The sequence below is a fragment of the Achromobacter pestifer genome, assembly GCF_902859625.1.
GTDB classification, from domain to species: Bacteria; Pseudomonadota; Gammaproteobacteria; order Burkholderiales; family Burkholderiaceae_B; genus Achromobacter; species Achromobacter pestifer.
In genome coordinates, this window is sequence record NZ_CADIJX010000011.1 from 116577 (window position 1) to 142499 (window position 25923).

Genomic DNA, 25923 nt, shown 5'->3' on the forward strand with positions numbered 1-25923 from the left:
GGGCAAAAAGAAAAAAAGCCGGCGCGCGGGCCGGCTTCTTTTTACTGCGGGGACCGGCTTAGGACAGTTCGCCTTCAACCAGAACCGTGACGTCGACGAGAACGTCGGCGTGCAGGGCGACCTGGATCGGGTACTCGCCAACTGCCTTCAGTTGGCCGTTGGGCAGACGCACTTGCGCCTTTTCAACGCCTTCGAAACCAGCCTTCTTCAGTGCTTCGGCGATGTCGGCATTGGTGACCGAACCGAACAGACGGCCGTCAACACCAGCCTTCTGAGCGATCTTCAGCTGGAAGCCGGAGATGCGCTCGCCCAGAGCCTGGGCAGCAGCCAGCTTTTCAGCCTGGACCTTTTCCAGCTCGGCGCGGCGAGCTTCGAATTCCTTCAGGGCGGCGTCGGTAGCACGACGGGCCTTGCGCTGGGGAATCAGGAAGTTGCGGGCGTAGCCATCACGCACGCGAACGACTTCACCCAGGTTGCCCAGGTTGACGACTTTTTCGAGCAGAATAACTTGCATTTCAGTGCCCCGGATTAGTTGTGGTTGTCGGTGTAAGGCAACAGAGCCAGGAAGCGCGCGCGCTTGATGGCGGTGTCCAGCTGACGCTGGTAGATTGCCTTGGTGCCGGTCAGACGAGCCGGGATGATCTTGCCGTTTTCTTGCACGAAGTCGCGCAGGGTGTCCAGATCCTTGTAGTCGATCTCTTCGACGCCGGCTGCGGTGAAGCGGCAGAACTTACGACGCTTGAAAAGCGGGTTCTGCTGCGTGAATTTGCGTTTTTCTTTGCGTTTTCCGAAGAAAGCCATGATATGTGCCTCTATGTTTGAGGGGGGTGGGTTTTACCCGGGGTTTTTCAGAAAACCGGGCCCTACTCCCCATAACCTATCCGTATTCAGAAGGCGCTCTCGCACCTTTTGCTCATTCCCTTCAAGCCACCTGCGGATCGCGTCCTGCGCTGCCGCTGATCTTGCGTGCCTGCTGCAAATGCAGCTTGATCTTCACCGAGTCCTTGCGGGCGGGAGCCAAAAACCCCTGCACCAGCAATTCAGACCCTAACGCGGTGTTCTTCAACAGCAACGCCAGATCGCCCAATGCCACGGCGGTAATCGTCAATTCAACGCGGCGCGGATGGCCGGCTTCAATGACTTCCGATTCGTGTGCCAGCAGCATTTCCAGCGCTGGCAATCCGGCGGGAGTGTGGCGCAAAGGCTCGCATTCAAGAACGCGGGCGCTGAGTTCCAGCTTATTCATCCTGCCAGGCACCGAGGGGACTTCATGGGATGAGCTCTGCGTGAGCCCTGCTTACTCGGCCGGAACCGCGACAGCTTCAGCCGAAGCCTTGCGGGCTTCTTCACGCTCGACCGACTTCATCATGATCGAGGGCGTGGTCTGGGCTTTCTTGGTCTTGATGACCAGGTGGCGCAGAACGGCGTCGTTGTAGCGGAACGAGTGTTCCAGCTCATCCAGCGTGGCTTGGCCGCACTCGATGTTCAGGCAAACGTAGTGAGCCTTGACGAGCTTCTGGATCGGGTAGGCCAGTTGACGGCGACCCCAGTCTTCCAGGCGATGAACCGAGCCGCCTTGGCCCGAAACCAGCGCTTGGTAACGTTCGACCATGGCGGGCACTTGCTCGCTTTGGTCGGGGTGAACGATAAACACTACTTCGTAGTGACGCATGAGTAAAACTCCTTGAGGATGTCTCGCTGGCCGACGTCTGGCACCCGTGCTTTCCATCAGGGATGATCGCGCCGCATTTGCCGCCACGGCGTCCCAGGTTCACCGGGGATGTCGAGGGGTTTGTCGTGCAACACGCTTAGAAGACGTTGGCCCGCAAGGGGCAGCCCGCTACCCAAAAACCATGGGCGGTCGAGCAAGAAAGCCCTCGATTATCACCGATTGACGGCAGCGGCGCAAGCAACGAGGGGGTCAAGAAATAAGGGACGGGCTATTTTCCGCGTCCTGGCCGGCCGGCTGAGGCAGATCGGCAACACCGATTTCCTGCGGCCGGTTGACCACGCTGACCATGACGTAGCTGATGATCATCAGCAGGAACCACGACCCCAGCTTGGCGATCGACACCCACTCCCAGGCGTGCGACTGATTGGGATAGCGCCACGCATTGGCAAAGGTGCCGATGTTCTCGGCAAGCCAGATGAACAGCGCGACCAGCACGAAACCCAGCAACAGCGGCATCCGGCGATACACCTGCCAGATCCGGAAATACACCCAGGTCCGCGCGAACAGCAGCGCCGTCAAGGCAAATAGCACCCAGCGGAAATCCCAGATGAAGTGATGGGCAAAGAAATTCACGTAGATCAGGACCGACAGCGCCAGGGTGGCGGCCAACGGAGGATGGGCGCGGAACCGGAAATCGAACAGGCGCCACACCCGGGCCAGGTAACTACCCACCGCCGCGTACATGAAACCCGTGAATAACGGCACGCCGCCGATGCGCAGCACGCTGGCCTCAGGGTAGATCCACGAACCCGCCGCTGTCTTGAAGAGCTCCATGCCGGTGCCCACCACATGAAACATCAGAATCACGCGGGCCTCGCTCCAGGTTTCCATGCGCAGCATCAGCAGCAGGGCCTGAATGCCGAGCGCGGCAATCGTCAGGAAATCGTAGCGGGCAAGCAGCGCATCCTTGGGATACCACCAATGCGTGCCCAGCAGCAACGCGCACATCAACCCGCCAAACAGGCAGGCCCACGCTTGCTTCACGCCAAAGCGGAAGAATTCATAGCACGCCACGCCAAAACGGCCGCGGCCGGCCAAATGATTGGCCAGCCGCGATTCCCACTCTTGCAGCCCCGCGATAAGCGGCCAGTCCCTGGCCGCCGGATGGCTCACGGAACGCTCAACCTTCCACGACGGCGTAGGCCGAGTGGTTGTGGATCGATTCAAAGTTCTCGGCTTCGACGCGATAACGGGCAATGCCCGGGTGCGCATTCAGGCGAGCCGCCACGTCACGCACCAGGTCTTCGACGAACTTGGGGTTGTCGTAGGCGCGTTCGGTCACGTACTTTTCGTCGGGACGCTTGAGCAGGCCCCAGAGTTCGCACGAACCCTCTTCTTCGATCAGCCGGATGACGCCGTCCATGCTGATGTCATCGCTCAGGATCGCAGACACCGTGACGTGCGAGCGCTGGTTGTGCGCGCCGTATTCCGAAATGGCCTTGGAACACGGACAGAGGCTGGTGACGGGCACCTGCACGATCAGTTCAAATTCAACGCTGTCGGCCTGAGCGCGGGCGATCCACTGAACTTCATAGTCCAGCAGGCTTTGCACGCCAGAGATCGGGGCCGACTTGTTGATGAAGTACGGGAACGACGCGGTGATGTCACCGCGCTCGGCATGCAGCAGCGGCAGCATGTCAGCCGCCATGGCGCGGAACAGCGTCGGCGTCATGGGGGTGCTGCGGTACTTTTCCAGCAGCGCCACGAAGCGGGACATATGCGTCCCCTTTTCTTCGGGCGGCAGCGCCACGGTCAAGGTCCAGTTGGCGACGGTGCCCTGAGCAGAGCCGTCACCGCTTTCAATCAGCATGGGATGGCGCACGCCACGGATACCCACGCGCTGAATCGGGATGTGCCGGGTGTCCGCCGAACTCTGGACGTCGGGCATCACGATGGCGGGGTCGATCGGAGAATTCATTTCAGCTTACCTGTCTAGGCAATCGCTCGCTAACACGCGCTGGCCTAAGAAACTTGAGAGACGGCCATTATCGCCGAAACCCCGGCAATCGCCAGGGAAAACCCTTCTATCCGTAGGTTGGCGGGGCCGGAACGGTGTGTTTCATATTCCGGACTAAAGCAGCGCCTTCGCCCGGAACCCTGCAATCGGTCAGGCCAGCAAGTCAGCGTAACGGGCGCGGATCGACCGCTCGATGCCGGCGGCATCCAGGCCTACGCCCGCCAACAGGGCCGATTGGTCGCCGTGGTCGATGAAGACATCCGGCAGGCCCAGTTGCAGCACGGGAATCTGCACCCCAGCCGCGCTCAGCACTTCCAGCACCGCGCTGCCCGCCCCACCCATGATGGATGCGTCTTCCAACGTCACCAGCGCGTCGTGGCGGCCGGCCAGATCCAGGATCAGATCGCGGTCGATCGGCTTGACGAAGCGCATGTCGGCCACCGTGGCATCCAGTTTGTCCGCCGCGGCCAGCGCAGCCTGCACCAAGGTGCCGAACCCCAGGATGGCGATCTTCTTGCCTTCGCGGCGCACGACGCCCCGGCCCAGCTCAACGGTTTCCAAGCCGGCGCCTTCCTGCGCGCCGCAACCCGCGCCGCGCGGATAGCGCACGGAGGCCGGGCCCGGGTATTGATAACAGGTGGACAGCAACAGGCGCGTTTCGCTTTCGTCAGACGGCGTGGCCACCACCATATTCGGTACGCAGCGCAAGAATGCGGTGTCGTAGTTGCCCGCATGGGTGGCGCCATCGGCGCCCACGATGCCCGCGCGGTCCAGCGCGAAAGTCACGTCCAGGTTTTGCAGGGCCACATCATGGATGAACTGGTCGTAGCCGCGTTGCAGGAAGGTCGAGTAGATCGCCACGACGGGCTTCTGCCCCTCGCACGCGATGCCGGCCGCGAACGTCACGGCATGCTGCTCGGCGATGCCCACATCGAAATAACGCAACGGAAAGCGCTTCTCGAACTCCACCAGCCCACTGCCCTCGCGCATGGCGGGGGTGACGGCGACCAGGCGCGGGTCCTGCTCGGCCATGTCGCACAGCCACTGGCCGAATACCTGGGTGAAGGTGCGCTTGCCCGGCGCCTTGGATTGCTGGATACCCACGGCGGGGTCGAACTTGCCCGGGCCGTGGTACAGCACCGGATCGGCCTCGGCCAGCTTGTAGCCCTGACCCTTTTTCGTGACGACGTGCAGGAACTGCAACCCTTGCAGCACCTTCAGGTTCTGCAAGGTGGGCACCAGGGCGTCCAGATCGTGGCCGTCGATGGGGCCGACGTAATTGAAGCCGAATTCCTCGAACAGCGTGGCCGGCGTGACCATGCCCTTGGCATGCTCTTCAAAGCGGCGGGCCAGCTCAAGCACCGGCGGCACGTGCTGCAAAACGGCACGTCCCACGTTCTTGGCCGCGGCATAGAAACGGCCTGACATCAGGCGAGCCAAATAGCGGTTCAGCGCCCCCACCGGCGGTGAGATCGACATGTCGTTGTCGTTCAGGATCACCAGCAGGTTGATGTTGGGCGTGACGCCCGCGTTGTTCATGGCCTCGAATGCCATGCCTGCGGACATGGCGCCGTCGCCGATGACGGCGATGTGCTGGCGCTGCACCCCGGCGTTGCGCGAGGCCACCGCCATGCCCAGCGCGGCCGAGATGGACGTCGACGAATGCGCGGTGCCAAAGGCGTCGTATTCAGATTCGCTACGCTTGGGAAAGCCCGAGATCCCGTCCTGCTGGCGCAGCTTTGCCATGCCGGCGCGACGGCCGGTCAGGATTTTGTGCGGATAGGACTGGTGGCCAACGTCCCAGACGATGCGGTCGTGTGGCGTGTCAAATACCTGATGCAGCGCCAGCGTCAACTCGACCGTGCCCAGGTTGGACGACAGGTGCCCGCCCGTTTTCGATACCGATTCCAGCACGAAGCCACGCAGTTCGTCGGCAAGCTTTTTCAGCTCGCGACGATCCAGGCACTTGAGGTCTGCCGGGGATTGAATGCGGTCCAATAAATCAGTCGTCATGCTTGTATGGGGTTCGTTGACCCGACTTGGATTCAAGCCGGGCTGGTCACGGATCAGCGGTCTCGAAGGACGATGAAATCGGCCAGTTGGGCCAGGCGCGCGCCGGCGTCGCCCAGCGGCTCCAGCGCCGCCAGCGCGGCTTCACGCAATTCGTCGGCAAACGCACGCGCCTCGGACAGTCCCAGGAGCGACACGTAGGTCGGCTTGTTCTCCGCCGCATCCTTGCCCGGGGTCTTGCCCAGGCTGGCCTTGTCGGCGGTCACGTCAAGAATATCGTCCACGACCTGGAACGCCAGGCCCATCGCTTGCGCGTAGGCATCCAGCGCCTGACGCGACGCCGAACTGGCGCCCGCGACGATACCGCCCAGGGCCACGCTGCACGCCAGCATGGCACCCGTCTTCATGCTGTGCATGGTTTGCAGGTCATCGCGCGACAGCGAATGGCCCACGCTAAGCAAATCAATGGCCTGGCCGCCGGCCATGCCCTGGCTGCCTGCGGCGCGCGCCAACGATTGCGTGGCCTGAACGATCAGCGCGGGCGCGATCGGCATCGAGGCGAGCAAGTCGAAGGCCAATGGCTGCAAGGCGTCGCCCGCCAGCATGGCGGTGGCCTCATCGAACTGCACATGCGTCGTGGGCCGGCCACGGCGCAGCGTGTCGTCGTCCATGCAAGGCAGGTCGTCATGAATCAATGAATAGGCGTGGATCAGTTCCACCGCCGCCGCCGCGCGGTCCAGCGAAGCTTCGATGGCCAGCACGCTGCCGCTGACCGGGCAGGCTTGGCCCGCGGCGTAAACCATCGCGGCGCGTACGCGCTTGCCGCCACCCAGGACGGCGTAGCGCATGGCTTCATGCAGGCGGACAGGCAGCACGTCCGACGGGGGCATCAGGTCGTCCAGCACGTCTTCGACATGCCGCACGCGACCTTGCAACCACTCCGGGAATGCGAGTTGAGTTTGCTTCATCGGGTTCTTATTCGTCATCCAGCGCCGCCGGATCCAGCGGGCGCAGCAAGTCGCCTTCCAGGACCTTGACCTGCTGTTCGGCCTGCGCCAAGCGATCTTGGCAGACCCGCGTGAGCGCCACGCCGCGCCGGTAGGCGGCCAGCGACTGCTCAAGCGGCAACGAGCCGTCTTCCATGGCCGCAACCAACGATTCCAGCTCGGCCAACGCCGTTTCGAAATCCTGGGGCAAGGGACGGTCATCGATCTGCGGATCGGCTTGTGTGGGTTTGGCCAAACGGGTCTCCGAGGGCGCTAGGGGTGGATCAATCTGTGAATTGTACGAGATAGCCACACCGAACCCGGATGCGCCGGGACGATCAGGCCGCAGCCCCCGCCAGACCCGCGATCGCCGCCCGTAGCGCGGGCCCCACGCGGGTGCGCAAGTCAGGGGCTGGCAACAGGCTGGCGGGCCCGCCGCAGCTCATCACGAAGACGCCTTCGCCGGTGATGGACGTGAACGGCACGGCGACGGCGTTGATGCCGGACTGCCACTCGCCGATGGCGAAACAACAGCCCGATTCGTGCAATTCCTCGCGGGCGCGGACGATGGCGTCGGGCGGCGGCGCGGCCGGCCCCAGACGCGCCATCATCTCATCGCACGGGCCCGGTGGCAGGCTGGCCAGATAGGCCCGGCCCATCGCGCTGTCCAGGCTGGCGCGGTAGCCAACCGGCAAGCGCAGGTACAACGCGGACGAGCCGTGGATCGCTTCGACATAGGTCATGGCATCACCATCGAAGGCGCCCAGCGCCACCGCGCCGCCGGTATCCCGCGCCAGTTCAGTCATCGAGGCCTTGGCCAATTCGCGCACCTCCAGGCCGGCCAGCAGGCCAAAGCCCAGCGCCAGCACGCCATAGCCCGGCGAATACTTGCCCGTGTCGGGGTGATAGCGCAGATAGCCCAGCTCGGTCAGCGTGTAGGTGATGCGGCTGATGGTGGGCTTGGGCAGGCCGGTCAAACGCGCCAGGTCCAGGTTGCCCAGCGCGGTGACGCCGTGGCGAAAGCACCGCAGCACGTCCAGGCCCCGCGCCAGTGCGGTGATGAAGTCCGGCGAATTGGCGCCTTCGCCCACGCCAGCAGAACGCTTGCGGCGCGCTGGCTGACTGAGTTCCAGCGTCTCGTCGGGCTTGGTGGCGGCGTGGCGGGCGCGCTTGTTGTCAGAAAAAGATTGCATTTCTATTCGCTTCGTTTTTATAGTTTATTCCGAAGACCAAAACTAAATTCCATATATCGGAATTTAAATCATCCAAGGAGACCTGGCAAGCCTCCGCGACGCCCCGGCGGCGCGACCCGGCCAAGCCAGGCCCGGCGATTCACTCATGCACGCGATTTCAAGGGGAAAACATGATTCGCACGAGCATCAAACTGCTGGCAGGCCTATTGCTCAGCGCGGCCGCCATGGGCGCGCAAGCCGACACGTATCCGGCCCGGCCGATCAAGGTCGTCTCGCCCTTCCCGGCGGGCGGCGCCACGGACGTCCTGACCCGCATCCTGGCCGAACGCATGGCCAAGACGCTGGGCCAGCCCATGATCGTGGAGAACAAGGCGGGCGCGGGCACGTCCATCGGGGCGGCTTTCGTGTCGCGGGAACAGCCGGACGGCTACACCATCCTGATGGCCACCAATTCCACATTGGTGACCAACCGCTATCTGTATAAGGAACTGCCCTACGACCCCGATGGCTTTTCGCCCATCGGCATGGTCGGCGTCGGCCCGCTGGTACTGCTGTCCAGCCCCAAGCAACCGTTCAACAGCACTCAGGACGTGGTGGCCTACGCCAAGCAGCATCCAGGCAAGCTGACGTTCGCCACCTTCGGTCCCGGCACCTCGTCGCACCTGGCGGGCGAACTGTTCAAAGAACGCGCCGGCATCGATATCCTGCACGTGCCCTTCAAGGGCGCCACCCAGGCGCTACCCGCGCTGATCAGCGGCGACGTGGATCTGTTCTTCGACATGGTCGCCACCGGCATGCCGCAGGCGGACGCAGGCAAGGTCAAGGTTTTTGCCATCACCAGCCCGTCGCGGCTGCCAACGCTGCCCAAGCTACAGACGCTGGCCGAAGAGGGCTACCCCGCCTTCGACATGACCGCCTGGTTCAGCTTTGTTGCCCCCAAGGGCACCCCGGCCCCGGTGCTGGCGAAACTGCAAGCCGCGTTGTCCGAAACGCTGCAAGACGAAGCCGTCAAGAAGCGCATGCTGGACATGGGTATCGACCCGCGTTCGGGCACGGCGGCCGAACTGGACAAGCAGGTGAAGACGGAACAGCCCATCGTGGCGCAACTGATCAAGCAGGCCAACATCGTCTTGCAATAGGCCCGCACGGTTCCGCGCCAACGGTTTCGTGACAAATCGTTCGCGCTCCAGCCGACCCGCGAAAGAGCGGCTGGCCACTCGGCCCGCCCCTCATTCCCCCGACAGCATCCGCCAGGGTCCTGTCGGTTTTTTACGCCCTGCCTAACCGCTGGATACAGAAACCGGGCACGTCCCACTGCTATGGTGAATAAGCAAACACCCAGCGGGAGCCCGGATGCCTGATACCGAAGACCGATACGCCCGCCTGGACGCCGCCCGCTGGTTGGCAGCCGTGGCGGTCGTCTTGCTGCATAGCGCCGCGTTGATCGTCAGCGACCCGGCCGCCTATGGCGGCGGAGCGTGGCTGGCCGCCAACCTGTATGACTCGGCGGCGCGTTGGTGCGTGCCCGTCTTCGTGATGGTCAGCGGCGCCTTGCTGCTGGACCCGGACAAGCCGCAGGACGCGCGCAAGTTCTACAGCCGGCGCATGACGCGCATCTGCGCCCCCTTGGTGTTCTGGACCCTGTTCTATCTGGCATGGCGCACCGGGCTGGACTGGTGGGACGACGGACGCATCGATTTTTCGTTCTGGCCCCGCAAAGTCGCCCAGGGCGAACCGTATTACCACCTCTGGTATCTGTACATGATCGTGGGGCTGTACCTGTTCGCCCCGCTGGCCCGCACCCTGTATGCGCGGAGCACGCCTCGCGGACGCTCGTTGTGGGTCGTGGGCATTCTGGGGGTGGCGGTTCTGGACGCGCTGTACCGCCGCGCGCTGGGTGCTCCACACGGTTTCTTCCTGACCTGGTTCCTGCCTTACCTGGGCTACTTCGTGGCGGGCCGCCTCATTTTTGATGGCGGCATGCGCATTCCCCGGCCCGGCCTGATGCTGGCGGCCAGCGTGGCGGCCACGGCGCTGGGCGTGAGCCTTATGTCCAACGGCCACGCCCTGGACACTTATTTCTACGATTATTTCAGCCTGACGGTACCGTTCATGTCCTTGGCCGCTTTTCAATGGATCGTGTCCTCGCCGGGCTTGCCACGGCTGGCGTCGCTGGCACCGCTGACCTTCGGCGTCTACCTGATCCATCCCGTGTTCCTGGACGTGGCCCGCCGCGCCGGCGCCTTCACGGGCGGGTATCGCGATGCCTGGACCGTGCCGTTGCTGACCCTGGCCGTGTTTGGATTGTCGGCGGCCAGCAGTTGGTTGCTCAGACGTCACCCGGCCACTCGCCGGCTCGTCTGAAAAGCCTACGGCACAAAGGGTTAATCGGGTTTCCTGGTCGGCCAAACTGCCCCCTCCACAACTTCACCAAGCTTCACGGATCTTCACGGGCGTGGGGGAATCCCTTGGGGTACAATTCACGGCTAATTTGATCGGCCAGATACCGATTTTTCTTCGCGCCAGCACGGATTTAGCCAAGCTCGACTTTTGAGCTCAAGCGTTTGCACAGACTTGCACAAACCTGCACAAGCGGTTTGTAAAAGCAGTCCGAAAAAACGCTGGGCTTGAACAAAAGCGCTTGGCAGAGCTCAAAACGTCCTGGCTTTTTTATCCGAGCGGAGGGAATCATGACCGACATCGGTCGGATGGCACATGTCGTGCCAGCTCGCACCCAGCTACCCGTCAGCGCATACTTTGACGAAGCCCTCTTTGCCCGCGAGCAAGAACTCATTTTCAAGCAATCCTCGCAGTATGTCGGCCACCAGAAGTTGGTGCCCGAGATCGGGGATTGGCGTACGTTGGCGCAGGAAAACGCAGGGCGCGTGCTGGTTCGCAACCAGCAAGGCGTTGAACTCATCTCAAATGTCTGCCGTCATCGCCAGGCGTTGATGTTGGGCGGCGAGGCCGGCAATGTGGCCGGCACCTGCAATTCGCAAGGCAATCTGAAAGCCACCGGCGGCAACATCGTTTGCCCGCTGCATCGCTGGACGTACAACAACCAGGGCGAGTTGTTGGGCGCGCCTCAGTTCGAGACCACGCCCTGCATGAACCTGCAAAAGTTCCGCCTGCGCGATTGCCACGGCCTGCTATTTGAAGGCCCGCGCGATCCGGCCTCCGACATGGCCCCACTGTTCTCACGCCCCGAATTCAACTTCGGCGACTACGTGCTCGACCATGTCGAAGTGCATCAGTGCAACTACAACTGGAAGACCTTCATCGAGGTCTATCTTGAGGACTACCACGTCGGCCCGTTCCACCCGGGCTTGGGCCGTTTCGTCACGTGCGACGACCTGACCTGGGAATTCAACGACTGGTACAGCTTGCAGAAGGTCGGTGTGCACAATGCGTTGGCGCAACCGGGTTCGGACGTGTACAAGCAATGGCACGACCGCTTGCTGTCGTTCCGCGACGGCGACGCGCCCGATTTCGGCGCCGTGTGGGTCACGTATTTCCCGACCCACATGATCGAGCTCTACCCGCACGTGCTGGTGCTGTCCACGCTGTACCCGAAGAGCCCGCAGGAAACGATCAACGTCGTCGAGTTCTACTACCCCGAAGAAATCTCGGCGTTTGAACGCGAATTCGTCGAAGCACAACGTGCTGCCTACATGGAAACGGCCATCGAAGACGATGAAATCGCCGAACGCATGGATGCGGGACGTCGGGCCTTGATGCTGCGCGGCGTGAACGAAGCCGGCCCCTACCAATCGCCGATGGAAGACGGCATGCAGCATTTCCACGAGTGGTATCGCCGCATCATGCAAGACCTGTAGGCAGGGCTTGCCGCCGCCAGAAAAAAGGGCTTCGCCACCGGCGAAGCCCTTTTGCTTTCCCCTTCCCGTCAGGCGCGGCATGGCATGCGCCATAGACCGCTTCATTCACGACGTCATTGGCCCACCACGCCCGCCACCGTGCGTTCGCCGATGGCCAACCCCACCGTCATGCCAACGCCCGAGTGCATCACCGCCACGGTCGTGGCCGCATCCACCGGCATTACCGAGAACGGTGCGGGGCCGTGCGTGCCATACACGCCCTGCCAGCGCTCCACCACGCGCAAGCGCGCCCCCAACGCCTGCGATGCCAGATCCAGCATGGCGTTGTCGACGGCTTCATCATTGAAGGGGAACGCATCCTGCCCATAGCGGTGCGAATCACCGATGATCAGCTCGCCGTGAGGCGTGGGGCTGATCAGCAGGTGGATGCCGTTTTCCAGCAACATCGGCGTACGCGCCTGGATCACCTCGCGCAGGACCTGGGCCGACGGCAGGTCCGAGAACGCACCGTAGTGCACGCAGGACAAGCCCGTCAGCACGGGGCGATCCAGCGCGATCGGGTTCGTCTCGAATGCCGCCCGCAGCATCTGCAAGCGGGTGACTTCCAGATTCAGCGGCGCAAAGCGTTCAGGCAGCAGGGTCAGGTAGTCGTGGCCCGGACATACGAACACGTGCTTGCCCTGGAAATCGCCAGCGGTCGTGCCAACCAGGCCATTCTCCACGGCGCGCGCCAGCGTGCCGGTGATGAAGGTCACGCCCAGCGAGTCGGCCAGGTAGCGCGTGATCGCGGGCAAGGCCTCGCGGGAATAGATCTGCAAGTCATCGTGGCCACGCAGCCCCAGGCAGTGGTGCGCCAACTGCCCGCCGTACAAACCGCCCACGTCGCGGGCGGACAGGAGATCGGCGCGATAGCCCTCCTGCTTCAGGCGCGTGTCCGCGAATTCCTGCAACACGCTGGCCTCGTCGGCATTGCGCGCCAACACCAGGGCGCCGTTGGCGCGTACGTGGAATTCCGCCTTGGACGCCAGATCCAGCCATAGTTCGCGGGCTTGCTGCGCGTGCGACAACATCATGCCGGGCGCCTGGCCGGTCACGATGACCTGGCCGAAGTTGCGGATCGTGGCGCCGTGCGCCTGGCGGCTGCGTTCGATCACGGCGACCGATAAGCCACGCTTGGCGGCTGCCCAGGCATGCGCGATGCCGAGCATGCCCGCGCCCACCACGATTACGTCGTAAGTTTTCATCTCAGGAATATGGCTAGAGGACAAGCGGGGGAAGCCGCCGCCGCGCGGCGCTTCCCGATCTGCGGCGGCACGGGCACAAGCCGCGCCGCCGCGTTGGCGGGTATTTACTTCTTCTTCGGCTCGGACTTGCCGTCGTAGCGGCGGGTCCACTCGGCGATGATGCGTTCACGGTTCGTGGCGGCCCACACGAAGTCGTTCTTGATCATGCGCGTGGTCAGATCAGCCGGCAGGTTGGGGTTGACCGTGGCGATGGACGGAATCGCCAAGACCGCGAAGTTGGCCTTGTACAGCTCGTTGGCTTCGCGGCTGGCCGAGAAGTCGGCCAGCTTGCGGGCAGCGTCCAGGTTCTTCGTGCCCTTCATGATGGCGGTGGCTTCGACTTCCCAGCCCAGGCCTTCCGACGGGAACACGGCTTCGACCGGTGCGCCGTCGGCCTTGAGCTTGGCAGCGCGGTAGTCGAACGACACGCCAATCGGGAACTCGCCGGCAGCGGCCATGTTGCAAGGCTTGGAACCCGAGTGCGTGTACGAACCGATATTCTTGTGCAGGGCGTCCATGTAGGCCCAGCCCTTCTCTTCGCCAAAGATCTGCAACCAGGCGCTGACGTCCAGGAAACCCGTGCCCGACGAGGCCGGATTCGGCATGACGATCTTGCCAGCGTAGACCGGCTTGGTCAGGTCTTGCCACGACGTGGGCTTGGGCAGCTTCTGCTTTTCGGCTTCGATGGTGTTGAAGCAGATGGCGGCGGCGTAGCCGTCCATGCCCACCCACGACGGCTCGGCCTTGGCATCGCGCATGTTGGCGGCGATCTGGTCCAGGCCCTTGGGGGCGTAAGGTTGCAGCATGCCTTCCTTGTCCATCAGGCCCAGTGCCGTACCGGCCAGGCCCCAGATCACGTCAGCCTTGGGGTTGCTCTTTTCAGCCAGCAGCTTGGCGGCGATGATGCCGGTGGAGTCACGGACCCACTGGATCTTGATGTCGGGGTTGGCCTTCTCGAATGCGGCCTGGTAGACCTTGATCTGATCGGCTTCGAGCGCGGTGTAGACCGTCAGCGTGGTCTCGGCGGAGGCGGCGCCCATCACGCCCGTCAGGGCGGCGGCCAGTGCAAGCAGCTTGTAGCGATTCATGAGGAACTCCGTGGATGAGCGGAAAAAAGAGTGAAAGTCGCCCCCACGGCTGGCCATTGCCAGCCGCGGCGATCGGCGTGAAAACGGAAAAACAGCCGGCAGCGCCGGAGGGAATGGATCTAGCTCAGGGGCGTTCGCCTCGTGCCAGACGGGCTTCGATATCGGTGATGACGGCCGGCAAGTCGGCCACCGTGTCGATCAGGTAATGCGGTGCGGCGGAAGACAATTCCTGGGTGGCCTCGGCACGCGCCATGTCGCGCCCGGCCTCGTTCAGACTCAGGTATTCGTCCAGCGTCAGGCCAGCGGCGTTGCCCGACAGCAGCAAGCCCACCGTCCACATGCCGGCTCGGCGGCCTTCCTCGATTCCCGGGGAGGTGTCATCGACCTTGATGCAGCCGGCAACGTCCGACAGCCCCAGCTCAACCACGTTCTTCAACGCCATCGCCGGCGCGGGACGGGCGCGCGGCACATCGTCGCTGGCCACGATGCAATCGGGTTCCAGGCCTTCGGACGCGGCGCGCTCGACGACGCGGCGCATGACGCTGGCGGGATAGCCCGAGCACGAGCCGATCTTCAAGCCGTGCCGGCGCAAGGCGCGCAACAGTTCCGCCGCGCCGGGGATGGCCGCCGAATACTGCGCGACCTTTTCCAGCTGCATCGGCAGGAAGCGTTCATAGATGGCGGTCACGTCGTCATCGGTAGGCAGGCGGCCGAACTGGGCCTGGTACTGACTGGCGATGGCGGGCTGGTCGCACAGGGCGCGGATGTGGTCCCACTTGCCCACGCCCATCGGGCCGCGGGCCTCCTTCAACGACACATCCATGCTGAACTGCGAGAACGCATCCACGAACACCTTGGTGGGCGCAAAGGAACCGAAGTCGACCAGCGTGCCGGCCCAATCGAAGATCACGGCTTCCAGCTGGACGGGCAAGGGAGAAACAGTCATGAGGGTCATCCTAGAAATAAGCGTTCAGGGGGCCACGGGGCGGCGCCATGCCTGGCTGCGCGCCACCAGCGCGCGGCTGGCCAGGTGCAGGACCAGGGCCGCAACGGCCGAACTGGCCATGATCACGGTGCACATGGCAGCGGCCGGCCCGATAAAACCGGCGTCGTCCATGTTCAGCACGGCGACGGCGGCCAGCACCGTGGACGGGCTGTACAGGAACACCACGGCCGACACGGTCGTCATCGCGGACACAAACAGGTAGCGGGCAACATCCAGGGCGGCGGGCAGGCACATCGGCAACGTCACGCGCAGGAAGGTCGTCATGCGCGGCACCTTCAACGACGCCGAGGCGGCCTCGAACTCCGGGTCCAGCGCATTGAGCGCCGTGGCCGCCGTCAGGTGGGCGCTGGTGTAGAAGTGAACAACCGTGCACAGGATCAGCAACGGCATCGTGCCGTACAGCATGTTCAGCGGGTTCATCAGGCTATTGAAGAAGAAGATGTAGCCCAGGCCCAGCACCAGTCCGGGAACGGCCATCGGCATCAGCGCCAGCATGCTGACGATGCCGCGCAAACCACGCGCCACCGAGCCGCGCGCCGGCACTTTCTCCATCATCCAGGCGCCCACGAAGACCACGGCCGTGCCGATCAGCGCCGTGCAAAAAGCCAGCTGCAAGCTATTGCGCCAGGCCAGCCAGCCGCCGCCATCCATGTTGTCGAAATCATAGGAACGCAACGACATGGACAGGTTGTACGGCCACATCTTCACAAACGACGCCCACACAGCCACGCCGATGATCAACAGCAGGAAGCCCGCAATCACACCGGCCAGCGCCAGGAACGCGGCATCACGGCGGACGTGTTCGCCCGCGGCATAAGGTTGGGCCCGGCCGCTCATCTGGGCGCCTTGGCGGGCGCGCAACCGGCGGTCCAGCACGAAGGTCAGCAACGCGGGCAGCAGCAGCAAGATGCCGATGGCCGCGCCTTTGGGGAAATTCTGCTGACCGACCACTGCCTTGTAGGCCTCCATGGCCAGCACGTTGTAGTCGCCGCCCACCACCTTGGGCACGCCAAAATCGGTCACCGTCAGCGTGAACACCACGCAACACGCCGAGAACACGGCATAGCGCGTGCCAGGCAGCGTCACAGTCAGGAACGTGCGCCATGGCCCCGCGCCCATCGCCCGCGCGGCGTCGTACAGGCGTCCGTCCGCCAGCGTCAGGCCGGTCAACAGGATCATCAAGGCGTGCGGAAAGGTGTAGAAGGCCTCGCCGACCACGATGCCCCAGAAACCATAAATGGTGGCGCCGCCCGTCAAGCCCTTGAGCAAACCCTGGTTGCCCAGCAGGTAGACCAGCGCAATGCCGGGCAGCAGCGACGGGGCCAGCAGCGGCAACAAGGCGACGGTGCGCAACAAGCCCTTGCCCGGCAGGCGAGTGCGAGTCAGGCCGTAGGCGAATCCGTAGGCGCAAGGCACCACCAGCAGCATCGTCACGACGCCGACGGTCAGGCTACGGCCGACCATGGCCAGAAAGCCGTCCGCGCCGATGATGCCGGTCACGACCGACAGGCCGGCCCAGGCGCCGTCACTGTCGGTGACGGACTTGAGCAGGATCGCGGCCAGGGGCATCGCCAGGAACAACACCAGGAACAGCACCAAGGCGCCCTGCCCCACGGTCAAGCCCAGCGAACCGATCCAGCGGGGCAAGGGGCGACGGCCCAGAGCGGCTCCGGAAGTGGCGGCGGCAGACGTGACAGGCGCAACGGGAGCGGCGGCCGGCTCAGCGGCGGAAGATCCGGTCATGACGGGATCAAGCGTAGGCGCGAATCGCATGGCGCGGCAGCTCCACCCAGCAACGGCCGGCAGCGTGAGGGCCCAACAGGGCGTCTCCGATTTCAGGGGACACGATGGAATGCACCGTGGAACCCGGCACGCCTTCCAGGCGCAGGGCCAGGCGGTAGCCGCGGCCCAGGAACACGCCGTCCAGCACATCGGCCAACATGGAATTGGGTTCTTCCGGACGCGCCATGCTGACGCGAACCGCTTCGGGACGCACGAACAGCTTGCCCGACTTGTCATCCAACGACTCGTCCACGGCCAGTTCCTGCCGGCCGACACGGGCGTGATGGGCGTCGATGCGTTCAAACGGCAGCCAGTTCGCCTCGCCCACGAAATCGGCAATGAAAGCCGAACCCGGCTGGCGGTACAGTTCGCGCGGCGTGCCGTATTGTTCAATGACACCGCCATTCATGACGGCGATGCGGTCAGCCATCACCATGGCCTCTTCCTGATCATGCGTCACCATCAACGTTGTGATGGACAGCCGCTTCTGCAAGGCGCGCAGTTCAATGCGCAGATGCTCACGCACCCGGGCATCCAGGGCAGACATGGGTTCATCCAGCAGTAGCAAGGACGGGGACGGCGCCAGCGCGCGGGCCAGGGCCACGCGCTGCTGCTGGCCGCCGGAGATCTGTCCCGGATATTTTTCGGCGGCACCGGCCAAGCCCACCAACGTCAGCATTTCCTCGACCCGGCTGGCGACGTGCTTGCGGTGGGCGCGCTTGCCACTCAGACCGTAAGCCACGTTCTGAGCCACGGTCAGATTGGGAAACAAGGCATAGGACTGGAACAGGATGCCGTAGTCGCGCTCTTGCGGTTCGGCATGCGTAATGTCGCGACCCGACAGAACGATCGTGCCGCTGTCCTGACGTTCCAGGCCGGCGATGGCCCGCAGAAGCGTCGTCTTGCCGCAACCCGACGGGCCCAGCAAGCACACCAGCTCTCCGGCACGGATATCCAGGGAAACGTCGGCCAGCGCCGTATGGCTGCCGAATCGCTTGACCAGATTTCGGACTGAGAGGAAGGCGTTATCGGGCTGGGGCATGGTGCCTCCGGGTTGGGAACGAAGGCAGTATGGAAGGCGCGTATTGAGCGTTTATGACACTTCGCGCAAATGCAGTAATAAAAACATCAAATTATTTTGGTGTACTGGCGGTCTTGCGCATTGCGTCCCTTTCCCGCCCCCACCATCGTGCTTGTCGCCGAACTCAAATCCTTCTACGCCGTGGCTCGCTGCGGCACCGTCACCAAGGCCGCCGCCCAACTGGGCGTCAGCCAACCCACGGTGACGGGGCAACTGCGTCAGCTGGAGTCGCGTTATGGCGTCGAACTGTTCCACCGGCAGGGCCGCGGCATGCGGCTATCGGACGCGGGACACAGCCTGATGCCCATGGTGGAAAAACTGGTCCAGCAGGAAACCGAGATCGATTTCCGGCTGCGCGACGCCAGTGACCTGCGCGAAGGCAACCTGCGCATCGGCGCCACTGGCCCCTTCTACATCATGGACACGGTGCGCCGTTACAACCAGCGCTATCCCGGCATCGACCTGACCCTCACGATCGGCAATTCGCAGACGATGCTGCAAGCCCTGCACGACTACCGCATCGAGATTGCCACGTCCTCTTTTCTAATGGATGACAAGCATCTCTACCGTCGCATGATCGCGGCTGATCCGATCCGTGTCGTGACGCACCGTGATCACCCATTGGCACGCCGCAGCCAGATCCGCCTGGCGGACTTGGCGGACCACGCGGTGCTCTTGCGCGAACCCGGCTCCATGACGCGCCAATTGACCGAGGACGCCTTGCAGGCGGCCGGCGTCACCGTGCGCCGGACGCTGGAGATCGGCAGCCGCGAATCGATCCGGCAAGCCATTCTGTGCGAACTGGGGATCAGCCTGATCCCGTCGCGTGAAATCCCGTCGCATCCCGATTTGGCGGCTCTGGACATCCAGGGCGCCGACATCGTGATGAACGAATACCTGTACTGCCTGCGCGAGCGCCAACCGGTGCAATTGATCGCGCGCTTTCTGGAGATGGCGCCGGCAGCCGGCTGACCGCAAATGGTCACTGCCCGCCCTCCCCCCTTGCGGCCACTCAGGAGACAACCATGGCCTTGACCTTGCAAGATATCGAGCAGATTTTCCTGGAACGCGGACACCGCTCCTATCACGGTGAATCCGTCAGCCATTTGCGGCACGCACTGCAAACGGCGGCGCTGGCCGAGCGAAACGGCGCCAACGCGCAGCTCATCACGGCGAGCCTGCTGCATGACCTTGGCCACCTGATCGCCGACCGGCCCGGCACGCCCACGCTGCGCGGCGTGGATGACAAGCACCAGTACTTCGTACTGCCCTTCCTGCGCGGCCTGTTCAGTTCGGCCGTGCTGGATCCCATCAGGCTCCACGTGGAAGCCAAGCGCTACCTCTGCTATGTGGAGCCGCAATATGAAGCGTCGCTTTCGGAGGACTCGAAGCGCAGCCTGGCATTGCAGGGGGGCAGTTTCGATGCGGGCCAGGCGGTGGATTTCGCCAGCATGCCGGGTGCGCCGGATGCGATTCGTCTGAGGCGCTGGGATGACATGGCCAAGGTGCCCGGGTTGGCGACGCCGCCCCTGGACCATTTCCTGGAGATCGCGGAAAGCGTCTCCGGACGGGTGAAACTGGCCGCGATCTGGTAGCCGCCTGGCACGACAACTGCGGGCCAAAGCAAGAAAGCCAGGGCACGCGCCCTGGCTTTCTTCCGTGAATCCGCCGTGTCAGGCGCCCTTGGCCACCGGACGAGCCGGGTCGCTGCACCACTCGCTCCACGAGCCCGGGTACAAGCGCGAACCCGACAGCCCGGCAATCTCCATGGATAGCAGGTTGTGGCAGGCGGTGATGCCGGAACCGCATTGATGCACGATGGACGCGGGGTCGCGGCCATCCAGCAAGCTGGAGAATTCGGCGCGCAATTGCTCGGCGCTCTTGAAGCGGCCATCGGCTTGCAGGTTTTCGCCATTGGGGCGGTTCAGCGCGCCCGGAATGTGCCCTGCCACGGGGTCCATGGGCTCGACCTCACCGCGATAACGGTTGGCAGCGCGGGCATCGATCACGGTGAAGGACGGCTGGGCGATATTGTCCAGCACCGCCTTGGCATCCACGGATGCCGCCAGCGATGCGCCGGGCTCCACGGGCTTGCCCACCTGCACGGGTATCGCGGCTTCGGTGGTCGTCGGCAAGCCGGCGGCCACCCAGGCCTGCCAACCGCCATCCAGCACGGCCACGCGATCGTGGCCCAACCAGCGCAGCATCCACCACAGGTGCGCGCCGTACATGCCGCCGCTGGCGTCATAGGCCACAACCAGCGTCTGCGGCGTCACGCCGTACGCAGCCATCAGCGCGCCAAGCTCGGCGCGCGACGGCAAGGGGTGGCGGCCGTTCTTGCCGGTGCGCGGCGCGGCCAGCTCGGTCTCGTGGTCCAGATGACGGGCGCCGGGAATATGACCGGCGTCATAGGCCTCGCGGCCTGCCGCATGATTGGTCAGGTCATGGCGCACATCGAACACCCGCACGTCGGGCGAACCAAGGTGTGTCGCCAGATCGGCTGCGGAAATCAGTGTCATCGTCATTCGGTGTGCTCCTGGTCAAAAGGGGGGCGGGTCAGCCCGGCTTGGGATCGCGCATCGTGCGCCACACCGACAGCAGGCCCGCGGAAATGATCAAGCCCATGCCGGCCCAGGCCAGACCATCCAGATGGTCGCCCCAGAAACCCATGCCGAGCAGGGCCGCGAAAATAATGGTGCTGTATTGCAGCGCGGCGGTCAGCAACGCCGACCCCATGCCGAAAGCCCGGGTCATGGCAAGCTGGCCGAACATCCCGGCCACCCCCACGCCAAACAACGAGGCGTAGCCTTGCCAGTCGGCGTGGCCCCACCCTTCAAACCATAGCCCAACCACGCTGGACACGCAGACCGCGACGGAAAAGAACAGCACGGTGCGCCATTCGGGTTCACCGATCCGGCCCAGTTGGCGAATTTGCATCATCGCAATCGCGGACATGGCGCCGGCGCCCATCCCCATCACGGCGGCCAGCCATTGGTCGTCATTGATGCTGGGCCGCAGCACGGCGATCACGCCCAGGAAACCCAGCGCCACCGCCAGGATGCGCACTGGGTCGCGTTGCGCGCCCCCCCAGCCCAGCATCCAACAGGCGATGAAAAGCGGCGCGGTGTAGTTCAGGCTGGTGGCTGTCGCCAGCGGCAGATGGGAAATGGCGAAAAAGCCCAGCCACATCGACGTGACACCCGACAGATTGCGCCACAGGTGCAGCTTCCAGCTGGTGGGAATGATCGATTGCCGGCCGGCACGCGCCCACAACAACAGCAAGATCACGGAGGGCAGGCCGCGAAACAGCACGATCTGCGGGAGGGAGGCGCCGTGCTCGGTACCGAGCTTCACGAACGACCCCATGATGGCGAACATGGCGGACGCCAGCAACATCCAGAGAGCCTGCATTGGGGGTCTGCGCTAAGGGAAAAGTGGGGAGGAATAGGGGAAAGCGATACTATACTCTCCGTCACCGGGAGCGGTGCCGGCCAGTCGGGGAACTGGCGGGCCGCCGCCATGTCGAACCCGGGGTATTTCCCGCTCGCAGAGGAACACAAAAAACATGAAACGCATTGTCTTGTTCGTCATCACCAACCTGGCCGTCATGCTCGTGCTGTCGGCCACGCTGCGCATCCTGGGTGTAGACCGCTACATCACCGCCAACGGCCTGAACCTCAACGCCTTGCTGATCTTCTCGGTCGTCGTCGGCTTCACGGGCGCGATCATCTCGCTCCTGATCAGCAAGCCCATGGCCAAATGGAGCACCGGCGCGCAGGTGCTGGATCCGAACGCCCCCCGCAGTCAGCGCGAAGCCTGGCTGCTCGACACCGTGCACCAACTGGCTGACCGCGCCGGCATTGGCCGTCCGGAAGTCGCCATCTATGAAGGCGCTCCCAACGCTTTCGCCACCGGCGCGTTCAAGAACGACTCGCTGGTTGCCGTGTCGACGGGCCTGCTGGAAAGCATGAGCGAAGAGGAAGTTGCCGCCGTGCTGGCGCACGAAGTGGCTCACATCGCCAACGGCGACATGGTCACGCTGACCCTGATCCAAGGCGTGGTGAACACGTTCGTCGTGTTCCTGGCCCGCGTGGTCGGCTACTTCATCGATCGCGTCGTGTTCAAGAACGAACGCGGCATCGGCCCGGGCTACTACATCACCGTGCTGGTCTGTGAGATCATTTTCGGCGTGCTGGCCTCGATCATCGTGGCCTGGTTCTCGCGTCAGCGCGAGTACCGCGCCGATGCCGGTTCGGCCCACCTGATGGGCGCTCGCGAACCCATGATCCGTGCACTGGCCCGTCTGGGTGGCCTGGAACCGGGCGACCTGCCCAAGTCCTTTGAAGCCTCGGGCATCACCGGTCGCGGTGGCCTGGCAGCCATGTTTGCCTCGCACCCGCCAATCCCGTCCCGCATCGCTGCGCTGCAAAACGCGCGCGTGATCTAAGACAACCCTGGCCGCGCCCCGCGCAGGCAACAAAAAGTCCCTCCTTGGAGGGACTTTTTTATGGGCGCCCGCCAGGGGCAGCCCCGCCGGGCATCAGCATTCGACGATGTTCACCGCCAGGCCACCGCGCGCGGTTTCCTTGTACTTCGTCTTCATGTCGGCGCCGGTCTCGCGCATGGTCTTGATCACCGAATCCAGCGACACATAGTGCTGCCCGTCGCCGCGCAGCGCCATCCGGGCCGCGTTCACGGCCTTGATGGAGGCCATGGCATTGCGCTCGATACAGGGAATCTGCACCAGCCCGCCAACCGGATCGCACGTCAGACCCAGGTTGTGCTCCATGCCGATCTCGGCCGCGTTCTCAACCTGCTCGACCGTGCCGCCCAAGGCCGCAGCCAGGCCGCCCGCCGCCATCGAACACGCCACCCCCACTTCGCCCTGACAGCCGACTTCGGCGCCGGACAACGAGGCGTTGTACTTGTACAGCAGGCCCACCGCGGCGGCGGTCATCAGAAAGTCGCGAATGCCTTCACGGTTGGAACCGGGCACGAATCGGTCGTAATAGTGCAGCACGGCCGGGATGATGCCCGCCGCGCCGTTGGTCGGCGCCGTCACGACGCGGCCGCCCGCGGCGTTCTCTTCGTTGACCGCCATGGCGTACAGATTGACCCAGTCCATCACGGACAGCGGGTCGGACAGCGTGCGCTCGGCGCGCTGCGTCAGGTTGCGGTACAGCTCGGGCGCGCGCCGGCGCACCCGCAGCGGGCCGGGCAGTTCGCCATCGGCTTCCGGGTAGTTGATGCCGCAACCGCGCGACACACAGTCCTGCATGACCTGCCAGATGCGGTCCAGCCCGCTATGGGTTTCCGAGGCTTCGCGCCAGGTCAGCTCGTTCTGCATCATCAGCTGGGCTACCGTCAGCCCGCTTTCGCGGCACATCGCCAGCAATTCGCGGCCGGAGCGGAACGGGTACGGCAACTGATTGTGCGCGGCGATGACCTGGCTATTGGACGCGCCCGCCGTCACCACGAAGCCGCCACCCACCGACAGGTAGCGCGACTCTCGCAACGACTCCCCGTTGGCGTCGAAGGCGTGGAACTTCATGCCATTGGGATGTTCGGCCATCGCCTCGCGGCGGTAGAACACCATGTGATCTTTTTCGACGAAGGGAACCGGGTAGCGGCCCAGCAACGGCAATTGCCGGCTGGCGCGCACCGAGGCGACCATGCCCACGATGGCTGCCGGATCAACCGAATCAGGCGCTTCGCCCATCAGGCCCAGCAGCACGCCCTTGTCGGTGCCGTGGCCCTTGCCGGTGGCGCCCAGCGATCCGTAGAGTTCGGCGCGGACGTAGGCCACGCGGGGCATCAGCCCATCGCGTTCCAGGCCTTGCGCGAACAACAGGGCGGCCCGCATCGGGCCCACCGTATGGGAGCTAGACGGGCCAATGCCTATCTTGAACAGATCGAATACGGAAACGGCCACGCAAAACTCCAGTACATCAAAGAATAGTCAGGCAATGATACGCGGAGCCACCGCCGCGCGCAGCAAAGCCCTGCGGGCGTATGCTGTATCTTGGCTACGGGTTTCCCCGACAGGTCAAGCGTGCGATCATTACAGAATTATTTCTTGTCATAAAAAGAACGGGAACACCCCTGGATGTCTGGACTTATTACCCTGCTTGACTTCGCCGGCTATGTTGCATTGCTCCTTTGGGGCGTGCACATGGTCCAAACCGGCGTCCAACGCGCCTTCGGCGCGGCGCTGGGCGCGGCGCTGGGCAAGGCGTTGGGCACCCGCCTGCGCGCCTTCGCCGCCGGCCTGGGCATTACCGCCGCCCTGCAAAGCAGCACGGCAACCGGCCTGATGATCACCGGTTTTGCGGCGGGCGGCGTCGTCGGCCTGGTGCCGGCCCTGGCCGCCATGCTGGGGGCCAACGTCGGCACGACGCTGATTGTCCAGTTGCTGTCCTTCGACCTGACCTCGCTCGCCCCCATCCTCATCCTGGCCGGTGTCTGGATGTTCCGCCGGTATCCGCCAGGCCGCACGCGCGACTTGGGCCGGGTATTCATCGGCCTGGGGCTGCTGCTGCTGTCGCTGCACCAGTTGGTCGAACTGTTCGAGCCGTTCCAGACCGCCCCCATGCTGGGCATGATTCTTGACGCCCTGGCCACCCAGCCGGTGGCTGCGGTGCTGCTGTCGGCCGCCTTCACCTGGGCGGCGCACTCCAGCGTGGCCGTGGTCGTGCTGGTGATGTCGCTGGCCAGCCACCACATGGTGGCGCCCCACGTGGCCTTTGCCTTGGTGCTGGGCGCCAACCTGGGCACCGCCATCAATCCGATGATCGAAGGCGTGACCGGCGACGATCCCGCTGCCCGCCGCCTGCCGCTGGGCAACCTGCTGACCCGGGTGCTGGGCGTGCTGGCCGGCTTGCTGCTGCTGCCGGTGCTGCAACCCCTGATGAGCGACTTGGCCAGTGATCCCGCGCGTGCCGTGGCCAATTTCCACACGCTGTTCAACGCGGTGATCGCGCTTGTGTTCCTGCCGTTGCTGACGCCCTACGCCGCCCTGCTCACCCGCTGGCTGCCCAAACGCGCCGATCCGAACGATCCTTCCCGTCCCCAATATCTGGATGAATGGGCGCATGACGTCCCGGCCGTGGCGCTGGGCAATGCCGCGCGCGAAGCCTTGCGCATGGCCGACATGGTGCAGACGCTGCTGCTGTACGCGCGCGCCGGCTTCAAGCGCGACAACCGCCACCGCATGGTGCAAGCGCGCCAACTGGATATCGCGCTGGACAAGCTGGAAAACGCCATCACGACCTATCTGGCCACGCTGGACCAGGAAAACATGACGCGCGACGATATCCAGCGCATGGACGACATCCTGGCCTTCACCAGCAATATCGGCCATGCCGGCGACATCGCCCACCACGGCCTGCTCAGCCATGTTGCCAAGCTGCGCAAGCAGGGCTGGGCCTTCTCGCCCGAACAGCGCGCCAGCCTGGACGACACCCTGGGCCAGTTGATCGCCAACGAACGCCAGGCCGCCGCGCTCTTCGTCAACGACGACCTGCGCCAAGCCCGCGCCCTGGCCGGGGAAAAGGCCCGCTTCCGCACGATCGAGACTCAGGCGTCCGACACGCATCTGCAAAAGATCAAGGCAGGCGAGGTCGACGCCGCCGAAGTCGGCGCGCTCTACCTGGACATCCTGCGAGACATGAAGGGCATCAACTCGCACCTGGTAGGCGCGGCAGCCTATCCGCTGCTGGCCCGCCACGGCGAACTCCTCCCCAGCCGCCTGCGGGAAGCCGGGAATTGATTCTTTCTTGTACGGCAAGCGCTGCAATGTTCTTTCTTGTTCGGCAGCCGCTGCAATTCTTTCTTGTTCAGCAACTGCTGCAAGGTTCTTTCTTGCTCTGCAAGCGCTGCAATGTGCTTTCTTGTTCGGCAACCGCTGCAATATTCTCTCTAGGCCAACGGAAATTCCACCGCTGCTTGATGGGTTGCGCGCGTTGAACTA

General features: G+C 64.1%; 26 protein-coding genes. 8 read left to right on the forward strand and 18 right to left on the reverse strand.

From position 1 onward, the window contains the following. Positions 1 to 58: 58 nt before the first annotated feature. The 10 genes from rplI to HV753_RS27715 all read right to left on the reverse strand — a co-directional run bounded on the left by rplI (position 59) and on the right by HV753_RS27715 (position 7878). On the reverse strand, positions 59 to 514 hold the full coding sequence (rplI, locus tag HV753_RS27670; protein WP_175177767.1) for a 50S ribosomal protein L9: 456 nt from the start codon (positions 512 to 514) through the stop codon (positions 59 to 61). Positions 515 to 528: 14 nt separating this feature from the next. Further along, positions 529 to 801 carry a 30S ribosomal protein S18 gene (gene rpsR / locus HV753_RS27675; protein ID WP_006218308.1) on the reverse strand — a complete coding sequence of 91 codons (273 nt, stop codon included), beginning with the start codon at positions 799 to 801 and terminating at the stop codon, positions 529 to 531. Between the two features lie 121 nt (positions 802 to 922). Next, the gene (gene priB, locus HV753_RS27680; RefSeq protein WP_175177768.1) at positions 923 to 1246 is read right to left on the reverse strand and encodes a primosomal replication protein N; all 324 of its coding nucleotides are present in this window, start codon (positions 1244 to 1246) and stop codon (positions 923 to 925) included. A gap of 51 nt (positions 1247 to 1297) precedes the next feature. After that, positions 1298 to 1672 (reverse strand): 30S ribosomal protein S6, encoded by a 375-nt coding sequence (rpsF, locus tag HV753_RS27685; RefSeq protein ID WP_175177769.1) that lies wholly within the window; start codon positions 1670 to 1672, stop codon positions 1298 to 1300. A gap of 249 nt (positions 1673 to 1921) precedes the next feature. Continuing rightward, positions 1922 to 2845 (reverse strand): DUF817 domain-containing protein, encoded by a 924-nt coding sequence (locus HV753_RS27690; protein ID WP_175177770.1) that lies wholly within the window; start codon positions 2843 to 2845, stop codon positions 1922 to 1924. Positions 2846 to 2852: 7 nt separating this feature from the next. Further along, positions 2853 to 3650, reverse strand: coding sequence for a GTP cyclohydrolase FolE2 (gene folE2, locus HV753_RS27695; protein ID WP_175177771.1), 798 nt, complete (start codon positions 3648 to 3650; stop codon positions 2853 to 2855). 189 nt (positions 3651 to 3839) lie between these two features. Further along, positions 3840 to 5702, reverse strand: a complete 1863-nt coding sequence (gene dxs, locus HV753_RS27700; RefSeq protein ID WP_175177772.1) for a 1-deoxy-D-xylulose-5-phosphate synthase — start codon at positions 5700 to 5702, stop codon at positions 3840 to 3842. Positions 5703 to 5755: 53 nt separating this feature from the next. After that, the gene (locus tag HV753_RS27705) at positions 5756 to 6667 is read right to left on the reverse strand and encodes a polyprenyl synthetase family protein (RefSeq protein ID WP_175177773.1); all 912 of its coding nucleotides are present in this window, start codon (positions 6665 to 6667) and stop codon (positions 5756 to 5758) included. A gap of 7 nt (positions 6668 to 6674) precedes the next feature. Next, entirely contained in the window at positions 6675 to 6941 is a 267-nt protein-coding gene (locus HV753_RS27710; protein ID WP_105554896.1) for an exodeoxyribonuclease VII small subunit, read from the reverse strand. Positions 6942 to 7023: 82 nt separating this feature from the next. Next, the gene (locus HV753_RS27715) at positions 7024 to 7878 is read right to left on the reverse strand and encodes an IclR family transcriptional regulator (protein ID WP_175177774.1); all 855 of its coding nucleotides are present in this window, start codon (positions 7876 to 7878) and stop codon (positions 7024 to 7026) included. A 170-nt stretch (positions 7879 to 8048) separates the two neighbouring features. On the opposite strand from HV753_RS27715, the gene HV753_RS27720 reads away from it, so the two are divergent. The 3 genes from HV753_RS27720 to HV753_RS27730 all read left to right on the forward strand — a co-directional run bounded on the left by HV753_RS27720 (position 8049) and on the right by HV753_RS27730 (position 11714). Then, positions 8049 to 9017, forward strand: coding sequence for a Bug family tripartite tricarboxylate transporter substrate binding protein (locus HV753_RS27720; RefSeq protein ID WP_175177775.1), 969 nt, complete (start codon positions 8049 to 8051; stop codon positions 9015 to 9017). Positions 9018 to 9231: 214 nt separating this feature from the next. Next, positions 9232 to 10242: an acyltransferase gene (locus tag HV753_RS27725; protein ID WP_175177776.1), complete on the forward strand. Its 1011-nt coding sequence runs from the start codon at positions 9232 to 9234 to the stop codon at positions 10240 to 10242. Positions 10243 to 10568: 326 nt separating this feature from the next. After that, entirely contained in the window at positions 10569 to 11714 is a 1146-nt protein-coding gene (locus HV753_RS27730; protein ID WP_175177777.1) for an aromatic ring-hydroxylating oxygenase subunit alpha, read from the forward strand. A 113-nt stretch (positions 11715 to 11827) separates the two neighbouring features. Here the strand turns inward: HV753_RS27730 and HV753_RS27735 are convergent, their stop codons facing one another. From HV753_RS27735 to HV753_RS27755, 5 genes are all read right to left on the reverse strand, one after another. Continuing rightward, positions 11828 to 12958 carry a TIGR03364 family FAD-dependent oxidoreductase gene (locus HV753_RS27735; protein ID WP_175177778.1) on the reverse strand — a complete coding sequence of 377 codons (1131 nt, stop codon included), beginning with the start codon at positions 12956 to 12958 and terminating at the stop codon, positions 11828 to 11830. A gap of 104 nt (positions 12959 to 13062) precedes the next feature. After that, the gene (locus tag HV753_RS27740; protein ID WP_175177779.1) at positions 13063 to 14085 is read right to left on the reverse strand and encodes a putative 2-aminoethylphosphonate ABC transporter substrate-binding protein; all 1023 of its coding nucleotides are present in this window, start codon (positions 14083 to 14085) and stop codon (positions 13063 to 13065) included. 124 nt (positions 14086 to 14209) lie between these two features. Then, positions 14210 to 15040, reverse strand: a complete 831-nt coding sequence (phnX, locus tag HV753_RS27745) for a phosphonoacetaldehyde hydrolase (RefSeq protein WP_175177780.1) — start codon at positions 15038 to 15040, stop codon at positions 14210 to 14212. Positions 15041 to 15055: 15 nt separating this feature from the next. Continuing rightward, the gene (locus HV753_RS27750; protein WP_425485942.1) at positions 15056 to 16864 is read right to left on the reverse strand and encodes a putative 2-aminoethylphosphonate ABC transporter permease subunit; all 1809 of its coding nucleotides are present in this window, start codon (positions 16862 to 16864) and stop codon (positions 15056 to 15058) included. Continuing rightward, positions 16842 to 17915, reverse strand: coding sequence for a putative 2-aminoethylphosphonate ABC transporter ATP-binding protein (locus HV753_RS27755; RefSeq protein WP_175177781.1), 1074 nt, complete (start codon positions 17913 to 17915; stop codon positions 16842 to 16844). Before HV753_RS27755 ends, HV753_RS27750 begins: the two co-directional genes overlap by 23 nt. Before the next feature lie 147 nt (positions 17916 to 18062). On the opposite strand from HV753_RS27755, the gene HV753_RS27760 reads away from it, so the two are divergent. Beyond that, the gene (locus tag HV753_RS27760) at positions 18063 to 18926 is read left to right on the forward strand and encodes a LysR family transcriptional regulator (protein ID WP_175177796.1); all 864 of its coding nucleotides are present in this window, start codon (positions 18063 to 18065) and stop codon (positions 18924 to 18926) included. A 53-nt stretch (positions 18927 to 18979) separates the two neighbouring features. After that, positions 18980 to 19549 carry a phosphonate degradation HD-domain oxygenase gene (locus tag HV753_RS27765; RefSeq protein WP_175177782.1) on the forward strand — a complete coding sequence of 190 codons (570 nt, stop codon included), beginning with the start codon at positions 18980 to 18982 and terminating at the stop codon, positions 19547 to 19549. Positions 19550 to 19627: 78 nt separating this feature from the next. On the opposite strand, the gene HV753_RS27770 is transcribed toward HV753_RS27765, so the two are convergent. Next, positions 19628 to 20479 (reverse strand): sulfurtransferase, encoded by an 852-nt coding sequence (locus HV753_RS27770; protein ID WP_175177783.1) that lies wholly within the window; start codon positions 20477 to 20479, stop codon positions 19628 to 19630. A gap of 31 nt (positions 20480 to 20510) precedes the next feature. Next, on the reverse strand, positions 20511 to 21365 hold the full coding sequence (locus HV753_RS27775) for a DMT family transporter (protein WP_175177784.1): 855 nt from the start codon (positions 21363 to 21365) through the stop codon (positions 20511 to 20513). A gap of 154 nt (positions 21366 to 21519) precedes the next feature. Between HV753_RS27775 and htpX the strand changes: the two genes are divergently transcribed. Then, positions 21520 to 22401 carry a protease HtpX gene (gene htpX / locus HV753_RS27780; RefSeq protein WP_175177785.1) on the forward strand — a complete coding sequence of 294 codons (882 nt, stop codon included), beginning with the start codon at positions 21520 to 21522 and terminating at the stop codon, positions 22399 to 22401. 93 nt (positions 22402 to 22494) lie between these two features. Here htpX and HV753_RS27785 read toward each other — a convergent pair whose 3' ends face one another. Next, a complete protein-coding gene (locus HV753_RS27785) occupies positions 22495 to 23886 on the reverse strand; it encodes an L-serine ammonia-lyase (protein ID WP_175177786.1) in 1392 nt (463 codons plus the stop codon). A gap of 174 nt (positions 23887 to 24060) precedes the next feature. Between HV753_RS27785 and HV753_RS27790 the strand changes: the two genes are divergently transcribed. Then, the gene (locus HV753_RS27790) at positions 24061 to 25722 is read left to right on the forward strand and encodes a Na/Pi cotransporter family protein (protein WP_175177787.1); all 1662 of its coding nucleotides are present in this window, start codon (positions 24061 to 24063) and stop codon (positions 25720 to 25722) included. A 7-nt stretch (positions 25723 to 25729) separates the two neighbouring features. Further along, the coding region (locus tag HV753_RS31160) for a hypothetical protein (protein WP_217481499.1) at positions 25730 to 25923 on the forward strand (194 nt) is incomplete at its 3' end.